11 protein-coding genes and 3 pseudogenes are annotated in these 10677 nt (G+C 56.2%); 12 read left to right on the top strand and 2 right to left on the bottom strand.

The features are described 5' to 3' along the window. Positions 1–92 precede the first annotated feature (92 nt). The 7 genes and pseudogenes from istA to gloA form a co-directional block, all read left to right on the top strand. Positions 93–1530, top strand: a pseudogene (gene istA / locus ACR0AD_RS19655) (IS21 family transposase); the annotation flags it as partial. Then, a complete protein-coding gene (istB, locus tag ACR0AD_RS19650; protein WP_480489187.1) occupies positions 1520–2311 on the top strand; it encodes an IS21-like element helper ATPase IstB in 792 nt (263 codons plus the stop codon). The pseudogene istA and the gene istB, both read left to right, overlap by 11 nt. 59 nt (positions 2312–2370) lie before the next feature. After that, positions 2371–2568, top strand: a complete 198-nt coding sequence (locus tag ACR0AD_RS19645; RefSeq protein WP_480489185.1) for a hypothetical protein — start codon at positions 2371–2373, stop codon at positions 2566–2568. 269 nt (positions 2569–2837) lie between these two features. Then, a complete protein-coding gene (locus ACR0AD_RS19640) occupies positions 2838–3527 on the top strand; it encodes a cupin domain-containing protein (protein ID WP_480489184.1) in 690 nt (229 codons plus the stop codon). Positions 3528–3605: 78 nt separating this feature from the next. Further along, on the top strand, positions 3606–4037 hold the full coding sequence (locus ACR0AD_RS19635) for a tautomerase family protein (RefSeq protein WP_480489183.1): 432 nt from the start codon (positions 3606–3608) through the stop codon (positions 4035–4037). 75 nt (positions 4038–4112) lie between these two features. Next, a complete protein-coding gene (locus tag ACR0AD_RS19630) occupies positions 4113–4745 on the top strand; it encodes a hypothetical protein (RefSeq protein ID WP_480489182.1) in 633 nt (210 codons plus the stop codon). A gap of 32 nt (positions 4746–4777) precedes the next feature. Continuing rightward, positions 4778–5209, top strand: coding sequence for a lactoylglutathione lyase (gene gloA / locus ACR0AD_RS19625; protein ID WP_480489181.1), 432 nt, complete (start codon positions 4778–4780; stop codon positions 5207–5209). 229 nt (positions 5210–5438) lie between these two features. Here gloA and ACR0AD_RS19620 read toward each other — a convergent pair whose 3' ends face one another. After that, positions 5439–6203 carry a hypothetical protein gene (locus ACR0AD_RS19620; RefSeq protein WP_480489180.1) on the bottom strand — a complete coding sequence of 255 codons (765 nt, stop codon included), beginning with the start codon at positions 6201–6203 and terminating at the stop codon, positions 5439–5441. Between the two features lie 87 nt (positions 6204–6290). On the opposite strand from ACR0AD_RS19620, the gene ACR0AD_RS19615 reads away from it, so the two are divergent. The 3 genes and pseudogenes from ACR0AD_RS19615 to ACR0AD_RS19605 all read left to right on the top strand — a co-directional run. Then, entirely contained in the window at positions 6291–6833 is a 543-nt protein-coding gene (locus ACR0AD_RS19615) for a MarR family winged helix-turn-helix transcriptional regulator (RefSeq protein ID WP_480489179.1), read from the top strand. Next, complete coding sequence (locus tag ACR0AD_RS19610) at positions 6830–7375, top strand: MOSC domain-containing protein (protein ID WP_480489178.1); 546 nt, start codon at positions 6830–6832, stop codon at positions 7373–7375. Before ACR0AD_RS19615 ends, ACR0AD_RS19610 begins: the two co-directional genes overlap by 4 nt. A gap of 47 nt (positions 7376–7422) precedes the next feature. Next, positions 7423–7956, top strand: a pseudogene (locus ACR0AD_RS19605) (IS6 family transposase); the annotation flags it as partial. A gap of 19 nt (positions 7957–7975) precedes the next feature. Here ACR0AD_RS19605 and ACR0AD_RS19600 read toward each other — a convergent pair. Beyond that, positions 7976–9193: an IS110 family RNA-guided transposase gene (locus tag ACR0AD_RS19600; RefSeq protein WP_480489176.1), complete on the bottom strand. Its 1218-nt coding sequence runs from the start codon at positions 9191–9193 to the stop codon at positions 7976–7978. Between the two features lie 250 nt (positions 9194–9443). On the opposite strand from ACR0AD_RS19600, the pseudogene ACR0AD_RS19595 reads away from it, so the two are divergent. Both ACR0AD_RS19595 and ACR0AD_RS19590 read left to right on the top strand, forming a co-directional pair. Continuing rightward, positions 9444–9629: pseudogene (locus tag ACR0AD_RS19595) on the top strand (DDE-type integrase/transposase/recombinase); the annotation flags it as partial. 23 nt (positions 9630–9652) lie between these two features. Further along, positions 9653–10366, top strand: a complete 714-nt coding sequence (locus tag ACR0AD_RS19590) for a trimethylamine methyltransferase family protein (protein WP_480489174.1) — start codon at positions 9653–9655, stop codon at positions 10364–10366. The last annotated feature ends 311 nt before the right edge of the window (positions 10367–10677 follow it).

Raw genomic sequence — 10677 nt, 5'->3', positions numbered from 1 at the left:
AGCGGAACCCCTTCAGGCGCGGCATGTTGGTCGGAATGTTCATGACCCGCTGATAACCCGGTCAAGTCAGGTGAACAACTTGGCAATACCCTATCAAGAAGTATCTGCGCGAAGGCGCGGTTGAGCCGAAGTTCAAGACGCCCAAGCGTCCAAGCAAATTGGACCCATATGCGGATCGGTTGTCCGCTTGGCTTTTGATCCAGACGCGGAAGTCACGCAAAGAGCGGCGGACAGTGAAGCAAATGCATGCTGATCTGGTGAAGCTGGGATATGACGGCTCCTATGAACGCGTGGCGGCTTTCGCCCGGGCGTGGCGTGATGATCGGCATCGAGCGGAACAGACGACGGGGCGCGGCACCTATGTACCTTTGGTGTTCCAGCCGGGTGAAGCGTTCCAATTCGATTGGAGCGAGGACTGGGCCAACATCGGCGGTGAGCGGGTCAAACTTCAGGTCGCGCATATCAAACTGTCACACAGCCGCGGGTTCCTGGTGCGCGCTTACCCGCTGCAAACGCATGAGATGCTGTTCGACGCTCATTGGCATGCGTTCAGGGTTTTTGGCGGCGTCCCCGGACGTGGCATCTATGACAATATGAAGACGGCGGTAGACCGCGTTGGCAAAGGCAAGCAACGCGACATCAATGCACGCTTCAAAGCCATGGCCAGCCACTATGTCTTTGAACCTGAGTTCTGCAATCCGGCAGCGGGCTGGGAAAAGGGTCAGGTTGAGAAGAACGTACAAGATGCGCGTAACCGCATGTGGCAGGTCATGCCCATCTTTGCCGATCTGGACGAACTGAACCAGTGGCTCGAAGATCGATGCGTCGCGCTTTGGACAGAGACACCACACAAAGCCTTGCCGGGGTCCATCGCTGACGTTTGGGAAGCCGAGAAGCCCATGCTGATGGCACTTCCGCCAGCCTTTTGATGGCTTCATCGAGCACAGCAAGCGTGTGTCCCCGACATGTCTGATTACCTTCGAACGCAATCGCTACAGCGTGCCCGCCAGCTTTGCGAACCGCCGTATCAGCCTGCATGTCTACCCTGATCGGCTGGTTGTCGTCGCTGAGGGGCAAACGGTTTGCGAGCATGCGCGGATCATCGAGCGGTCTCATCGCAAGCCCGGCAAGGTCATCTATGACTGGCGCCACTATCTCGCTGTTATCCAACGCAAACCGGGCGCGCTTCGGAATGGTGCTCCGTTCGCGGAGATGCCAAGCGCCTTCCGTCAATTGCAGGATCATATGCTGCGCAAAGAGGGCGGAGACCGAGAGATGGTCGATGTCCTGTCATTGGTTCTTCAGCACAATGAGGAAGATGTCCTGTGCGCGGTAGAACTGGCGCTGGAAGCGGGTGTGCCGACCAAAACACATATTCTGAACCTGCTGCACCGATTGATCGACCGCAATCCGACAGATCACCCCGAAGTCGATCCGCCGGACGCACTGGCATTGCAAACAACGCCAGAGGCCAACGTCGATCGCTATGATGGGTTGAGACAGGCTGGGGAGAAGCGCCATGCGTCATGACCCAGCAGGAGCCTCTATCGTCATCATGCTGCGCAGCCTCAAGCTCTATGGTATGGCAAATGCCGTCAACGACCTGGTCGCCCAGGGCGCGCCAGCGTTCGAAGCTGCCACGCAAATGCTGTCACAGCTGCTCAAGGCCGAAATCGCCGAACGAGAGGTGCGGTCTATCGCCTACCACACAAAGGTCGCCCGCTTTCCAGCATACAAAGACCTGACGGGCTTCGACTTTGCATCGAGTGAAATCAACGAAGCGACAGTGCGGCAGCTGCACCGCTGCGAGTTTATCGAAGCAGCAGAGAATGTCGTGTTGATCGGTGGACCTGGCACGGGCAAAAGCCACACAGCCACTGCAATTGGCGTCCAAGCGATTGAGCACCACAGGCGCAAGGTCCGCTTCTTCTCGACCGTGGAATTGGTCAATGCGCTGGAACAAGAAAAAGCACTCGGCAAAGCAGGGAAGATGGCTGAGATGCTGACCAAGGTCGACTTGGTCATCTTGGACGAGCTTGGCTATCTGCCCTTCAGCTCATCCGGAGGCGCACTGCTCTTTCATCTGCTTAGCAAACTCTATGAGCGCACCAGCGTGATCATCACCACCAACCTCAGCTTCTCGGAATGGGCGCAGGTCTTCGGGGATGCAAAGATGACCACGGCTCTCTTGGATCGGCTTACCCACCGCTGTCACATCCTCGAAACTGGCAACGACAGCTACCGCTTCAAGGCCAGCTCAGAGGCTGCAAAGAAAACAGGAAAGGAGACCAAAACATTGACCGCGTCATAGACCACGGCGCATAACTGAGGGTGGGTCAAATCTCGGTGAAAATACCGGGTCAGTTCTCAGTGACAATCAACAAAGTGGCTCAGATCGTGTCCCAACGCTTGCCCGAGAAGGACGGGGACACCGACCGGGCGCAGGCATGGACCTTGCTGGCCATGCTGGCGGGCGGCGTTCTGATGGCGCGCGCCGTGCAAGATGCCGACCTGGCCTCGGACATCACGGCGTCGATCCGCGAAGCCATTTCCTCAGGGCGATTCTAGACGCCAGGTTCGTGCCAACCACGGAACGTCGGCATCCGGTATCCGCGGCTCAGCATCCGTCGAAGCGATGCAGTGAGCGCCTAAGTCATTGAATAAATACATAAAATATTGATGCCCTGCTAAGTTGATCTTCCCCTATAGACACTGGTCGCTCTTTTTTGCTTGCGTAAAGAGCAATCAGTTTCTATTGATAGAGAGTGACCACACTCTAAGCCCAGAATACATCGCAATCCCGAGGAATTGCGCGTTCACCATTGAAAGGACTAAACATGCGCCCCTTTGCACCCTACTTCCTGACGGCAGCCCTGATCTTGCCCGGATCAATGGCCGTGGCAGGCTCCCAGGCGGAAGATCGGCAAATCCTGCTGTCGGTCGAAATCGAGCCGCGCATTGTCGATCTGGTCGAGATTGGCGATTTCCACTTCCTGCCGGGACAGGTCGGCCCGACTCATACACATGATGCGCCGGTGTTTGGCTACGTGTCGCAGGGTACCATCCACTACCAGGTGGAAGGTCAGGCCCCACAAATCCTGAAAACCGGTGACGCGTTCTTTGAGCCGTCTGGCCCCCGAATTCTGCACTTCGACAACGCGTCGGACAGTGAAGTTGCGGTCTTTACGGACTTCAATCTTCAGCAGGAGGGAGAGCCTTTCATCCGCTTCGAAGAGCCGCTGACCGAACAGATTGATCGACGCTCGTTTCCGACCGCGGAACTCGATGGTGTCACTGTGTCGAAAATCGAAGCCTACTCGGAAACCTATGCCGCAGGCGAGCGCATAACCAAGACGGCCACCATGCCGATCTTTGGATATGTGGCATCCGGGACAGTGACGATTTCAGTGAATGGACGTGATCCGCAGATCATTCCGCAGGGCAAGAGCTTCTTTCGCCCTGCCTCCGCCGAGGTGACCTTGGAAATGCCCGGCGACACCGAAATCATCAGCTTCCATCTGCTCTGACCATCGCCGCCCATTTGAGGCCGGCAGGACCCAAAACCGGTCACGACCACAACACTCAATCCCCACAAGGAGAACAAAATGCCTCTCATCCAAGTTACCGCCCAAAAGGGCGCCCTGTCCAAATCGAAACAAGACGCGCTGATCAAACGCTTTTCAGATGCCGTTCTCAAAGCTGAAGGCGCGCCACTGGACAGTGACAGTGCGCAATCGCTGGTTTGGGCGCAACTCACGGAACTTCCGGCCGGCGCAACCTATGTCGGGGGCAAGGCCTCCGATGAACCGCCAGTCCTGATTTTCGTGACAACGCCTGAGGGCGCCTTGAACACCACGACCCGCGAAGCGCTTGCCGCTGACATCGGGGCCATCGTCGACGATGTCGTGGGACCCTACGAGGGGCGGCTGAACCACTGGGCGCATTTTAATCACGTCAACGACGGATGCTGGGCAGGCATAGGGCAGGTTCTGCGCCTGCCGTTCATTCAAGCAGCGATGCACATCCCTGCGGCCTGAGGCATGCACGCAAGACCGGAATGACCCGCGTATTGCGGGTCATTCACAACGTGAAACGACAGAAATGGCGCGACAATGGAACCCCAAGCACTTGTCTACTCGGAAGTCCCGTTCAACATTTCATTTGCTCGGCTGCCCTGGAACGCATTGAACGCACAAATCTCTGCGGCCTCCGGGTTTCAAAGCATGACCTGGCTCTCTGGTCTCGACAACAGCGTGACCGCCGGCGTGTGCGGATTTGAGAGTTTGCAGGCCGCCCAGCATTTCTGCACAGAGATCCTCCCGGAGATCGGACAGTCCTTTGGCGTGGGTCAGATGGCCCGTATCTTTGACGCCCTAGTGGTCCGCGAGGCAAGCAAAGACATCCAGTCGCCCTATTTTGGCAACCCGGCAAAGCTGCGACCTGGGGCGTTCGTCTACACCGAAGTTCAGGCAAACGTGCCTTTCAACCAGGCACCGTGGCGTGAACGAAACGCCACACTGAAGACCGTCGGCGGCCTGATTTCAAAAACCTGGCTGAGCGGACTTCACACGAACACGATCGGCGGCATCGACGCCTTCGACACGCTGGAAAACGCCAAGGCGTTTGCCATCGAAACGTTTCCCAAGACCGCCAAATCTATGAACGCGGCGTACTACACCCGCGTGTTTGACGCGACCTCAACCGAAGAGGCCAGCAGAAACGTGCATTCGCCCTTCTACACATGACGCCCTCAAGGAAAATTCCAAAGGAGACTGATATGCAAACGCAGAAAAAGGCGCCTGAGTTTCCCACGCGCATCCTCTATACAATGCTGCGCGTGGCGGATCTGGAGCGCTCCATCACGTTCTATCAAACCGCCCTGGGAATGCGCGAGTTAAGACGCGAAACCTTCCCCGAAGGGCAGTTTACACTGGTGTTCATGGGATATGGCGAAGAAGGTTCCGCGCCCACCATCGAGTTGACCTGGAACTGGGATGACACGGAATACACGCATGGCACGGGCTATGGGCATCTGGCGTTGGGCGTATCCGACATCCACGCAACATGCGCGCATCTGGATGAAATTGGAGCAACGATCACTCGCGCACCTGGGCCAATGACATACGCGCCCAAAGAAACAGGCGAGCGTGAAAACATCGCATTCCTGAAAGATCCGGATGGATACCGGATCGAGTTGATCGAAGTGTGATCGGCAAGATGCTGGCTCCCCACGGGAGTTGACCGCAATGCCTTCTTCTCGCTTGACCTGCTCCCCAACGCTCCCTCGTCCGAGGGACTGGATTTCATACTCCTCGGCTTCGTTTCAAGTTAGCGATGCGCTCATCCAATCCTGGTTACGCGGAAAAATGTGCCGAAGCCCACCTGCTTTCATTGCTTGGGCTGATACCGGGGCCGCGGTTTAGCAGCCCCGGCGCTGATCATTTGACTTTGCCGGGTAAGCTTAGGTCGCCAGAGGCAACGTCAAAGACATCCACAACACAAAGCAGCGGCGAATGAATGTTTGCGTTCACGCGCAAGGCTGCGGTCACGCCATCATAGGCGACACCTTCCAGATCAACATTACTGCGGAACCCCACATTGACGGCAATTTCCGGACCGTCAAACAGAGGGGTGAAGCCTGGGCTGTCCAGAAAGATCGGGAAGCCCGGCCAGGTTGCCGGCAGTTGCGGAGTTTCCTCGTCAGGGATGTCGCGAACCGCAAGAGCCCCTGGCCCGCAAGCTTCTGTCGGTGTCAGAACAACCCAATGGCTGTGCCAGACAATGCCATCATTTGCCGGATCACCGTCCCCATTTTCGTCGTAAAGCGGAGTGTCGTCGAAATCCGGGTGGCTGGTTGCCGCCATCGCCAAAATTCCGGTGCCGCCTTCAAATCCAACGGCCGACGGATCCAATGACGTTGGCCAGACATAAGACAGCACATTGGCCCCCCCGACCTCACCCGTGGCTTCCGGAACATCCGCACCCGCAACGCCATTTGTCGTCATATGAAACGTCACCACATTGCCTTTGCGATGTGCGTGGGCGGCCAGAATATCAAAGGATGCAATCTTTGCGGTGTCTGCGTCAGACAAGATTGCGCCGTCCTGATTGATGGCATCGCCATGATCGTGGCCGCTCTCAGCCATCGCCGAGGCTCCGAGCAATGAAGCAATGGCGGTGAGTGTGAAGAATGATTTGGTCATTTTGCGTCCTTTCAAGTGACTTCGACTCACCATTAGTATCGAGTCGAAACTATTGCAATGACTATTTCGACTCGATATTAGTTAGGCATGACAACACACAGTCAAATTCGCGAGCTTATTAATCGACTTGCACGGCTTGATGCGGCGACAGGCTGGACGGGGGATCTAAACCCCACCCAGCGGTCGGTGCTTGGCTATCTTGCCCGCGCAAACCAGTTTTCCCGAAGCCCATCCCATGTGTCGGATTACCTTAGCACCACCCGCGGAACCACGACCCAATCGCTCAAATCCCTGCTGGAAAAGGGCTATGTGAATGAACAACGTTCCGAACTGGACAAGCGTGTCATAAGCTATGCGCTGACGCCAAAAGGTCAGGACATCGCCGGATCGGACGCCCCGATGGAGGATGCGCTGAACGCGCTTGGCAGCGGTGAACGCGACGCCCTGCAGAGTGCCCTTTTAAGCACTCTGCGAAACGCGCTTGCCAAAAATGGTGGTCGCGAATTTGGCCTCTGTAAAACCTGCATTCACCACGGCGAAAAAGGGGGTGCCCCCTATTGTGCCCTTCTGGAAACCGCCCTGTCAGCCGAGGAAGCAGACCAGATTTGCCACGAACAGGTGTCCGCATGACCACAGCAACAATCACCTCCACCATTGACGGGATCTTCTGCGGACAGGTTCAACACCGGTGGGAGGGGCGCGGGCCTTCTGCAATTGGCAAGACCGCTGTCACGGGACCTCAGACCATCGATGAAAACGGCTTCGTCAAGGATGCACTGGCGGATCTGGAACACCATGGCGGGTCTGACAAAGCGATCCATCACTACGCATCAGATCACTATCCAACATGGATCACCGAAGGTGAGATCCCCAACGGGTCGATCCCTGCGGCTTTTGGCGAGAACATCGCAACCACGGGGATCACAGAAGAAACACTCAACATCGGGGATATCCTGAGCCTGGGTACGGCTGTAGTTCAAGTCAGCCAGGGTCGCCAACCTTGTTGGAAACTATCCGAACACACGGGCAACAAGCGCATGGCCTATCTGTTTCAGAAAACAGGTCGGACGGGCTGGTACTACCGAGTTCTGCAAGGCGGAAAAATGCGCGTGGGTGATAGAATTCAGCGGATGTGTCGCAAACTCTGGTGTCTAGTTGACGAGCCTGCGTGATCTGAAGTTTGTGCTCGAAGAACAGTTTTCGAACAGGTTACTGGAGTATGATCTCATTGAAGGGCTGTCATTTCCCCAAGGATGCGGTTTTGTACGCTGTGTACTTCTATCTGCGGTACACAGTGTCCTATCGCGACCTTGAAGAGATCATGGCCGAACGCGGCGTGCAGGTGGACCACGCCACACTTAACAGATGGGTTGTGAAGTATTCACCGATGATCGCAGCAAGAGCGCAATCGAAGAAACGCCCAACGCTAAGCTCCTGGCGAAAGGACGAGACATATGTTCGTGTTCGCGGCAATTGGAAGTACCTCTATCGGGCCGTCGACAAAGCTGGGAATACTCTTGATTTCATGCTGTCTGAGCGCAGGAACCGTCCAGCAGCAGCAAGGTTCTTTGGCAAAGCGCTGGCTTCAAATGGAATCCCGAACAAGATTGTCATCGACAAAAGTGGCGCCAACGCGGCGGGCATTCGAGAGGTGAACAGGATCCCGAAGCGGTTCGGCTGCCTAACCAAAATCCAAACGGTCAGGTCCAAGTATCTGACGGATGTATTTGACAAGAACTTTTTGAGGCACCGCGCCTTTGTCGTTGGGTGAGCTACTGAGGTGCGACGGGCTTTGCCATCGGAGATTTCTGTTTCCACTTTATTACGAAACGCCGATAAACCTCTTCCGCGTGACCGACAGCTTCTCTCTCCCGATCGCGCACTGACTTGAGGCTGTAGTCGGCAGCTGAGCCTTTCGTTCTTCCACCGCGGTGAGAGGGGTAGCCAGCCGTCAGTTCCAGCTTTCTCAGCTTCCAATCCAACAAAGCGGGACGGTTCCAGATGTATTCTTCGCCCTTGGAGAGCATGTGCCAGATGACCACTGTCAGTTTGCGCGCTGTTGCCACTGCTGCAATTTGGTTGCCGCGCTTTTCTCTGATCCTTCGAAAGAAGGCTCTGAGCGGTCCAGGCGTGCGGGAGACCGACCAGGCTGCTTCCACCAGCATCGCTCGCGCATGGGACCGGCCCTGCTTAGTGATCCGGCCATGATAGGCGGCTTTGTCTCCAGATTGGCGTACCCGGGGATTGAGACCGAAATAGCTGACGAGTTTCTCCGGGGACGAGAAGCGCCCGATATCGCCAATTGCCGCCAGAACGCTTAGAGCAACAATCATGTTGACGCCGGTGATTGTCATCAGCTGTTTCACGCGCGGCTCCTGAAGCGCTGTCTGTGCAAGGTCTTCGTCGATCTGTTTCAACTCAAGACCGAGACGGTCCAACTCACCGGCATGACGGAGGATGACGCGCCGCTGGTCTTGCGCGACGGGTTGTTCCGCCAGCCATTTCCTCCCACGCTTTGTGAAAAGAGACGCATTGTACGGCGGGATCAGATTGGCATGCAGTACCGAATGGATCCTGTTCTTGAGGCGGGTCATTTGGGAAACCAGCTGCACCCGCTCAGCCACGACCCGACGCAGCCATTCCGTTTCCTCATCCGGCATCCAGACTTCTGGCAGAAAGCCACTGGCGTGAAGCTTCGCCAGAACACTTGCATCGATCTTGTCGGTCTTGACTTTGGCCCAGGCGATGGCACGAACGAGCAGTGGGTTTGAGATGATAACTCTGCTCACAAAAGGGGACAGCAGCCGCACGATGGCCTTTGTGTTGACTGTCGCTTCCAGGACGACCTCGTCCTCCACATTCAGCCGCTCTGCAAACTTCAGGATGTGTTCTCGCTCGAGCTCGAGGCGACCCGCATCCCGGATCTTACCATTCTCCAGAATCGCCACCTGAGCAAAGGTGCGATGCACATCAAGCGCAATGATTTTCATGACCGGCTCCTTTCTATGGTCAGCAACCAAGGGAGCCAGCGGGCTACACGACAACTACGGATCCGCGCTCGCAGCGCAACCGGGCAAGTCGAAGGGGCGGCCAGATAACAACTCGAGCTCACAGCTCATCAAATACTTCGGCCTGCCCGCCATTCGTGCTCCCAACGCCCCAATCCCGGTGGTTCAAGAATAAACCACATTGAAGTCTTCGGGACCTCCGATTGAAGCGTCGCGATCATTCATGCCGGATAATAACCTGATCGAACAGGATCATCGATTTATCAAGCGTCGCGTACGGCACATGTGTGGGTTCAAATCGTTCAGATCCGCCTCGGCTACACTGGACGGCATCGAGGTCGCCAACATGATCAGGAAGCGGCAATTCTCCAGCAATACGACGTCTGGTTTCCAGGTATTCGCCGAGATCGCAGGATAGGTGTATCCAGTAAGTCGCTGACTTTGGCCGTTCCAAATATTTGCGACACATCCGCGGCTCTTACGTTGACACAGCTGGTCAGGCCGGGCGCGCCTGTGGCGTCTGCGGCCTATACGATGAATGTGAACATGCAGACCGGCTCGCCGGGGTTTGGTTCGCCGGAGACAAACAAGTCCCTACAGATTGGCTCACAGATGGCCCGGTTCTACGGCCTTCCCATAAGGTCATCGACATTCACTTCGTCACCTGCCCCCGATGCACAGGCTATCTATGAATCTTTGGGGATGCTGTGGGCTTCCATAACGTCCGGAAGCAATCTCATAATGCACGCTGCCGGCTGGCTCGAAGGCGGGCTTCGGTCATCGTTTGAAAAGTTCGTACTGGACGTCGAAATGCTTCAGATGATGGTCAAGTATCTGGAGCCCGTTGCCGTGAACGACACGACGTTGGCATTCGAGGAGATCAAAGCGGTCGGTCACGGCGGTCACTTCTTCGACACCGAGACCACGATAGAGAATTACAGTACCGCGTTTTATGAGCCCATCGTCGCAACCGCCAAGAATTTTGGCCAGTGGGAGGAGGATGGCAGCCTGGACGCGACGCAACGCGCCCATCTCGTATACAAGAAAGCCCTGGGCGCCTACGAGCAACCTCAGCTTGACGCTTCGACCAGTGAAGCACTTGAGGCCTTTGTCAAAAGGCGAGAGGACCAGGGCGGCGCTCCAATAGATCTATAGTTCAGAGACCGGGCAGTGCTTCGCGTCTGCGCCAAATGCAATTATCCCATGCGTTTTTGTGGATCGCACTCACTTTTCCCGAGGCGTACAATTTGCATTCGATAACACCGCGCGTTGGCTAACCTCTAGCCGGTCGGTCGCACTTAATTCTTTCGCTCATAAAGAATTGCATCGCTTTCGATGAGCCCCTGCCCTGTCTAACGGATCATGCGAGCCGCGCGCCTCGCGCGGATCTCCCAAGCCTCTTCAACACATCTAAATGCCAATGAGCTGGAACGGATTCCCAACATCGAAACCCGTGGGGATCGGCA

The sequence above is a fragment of the Ruegeria sp. BH8 genome, assembly GCF_056538065.1.
Note: the sequence above shows the minus strand (reverse complement) of the source record. Positions and strands in the feature narration are given on the sequence as shown.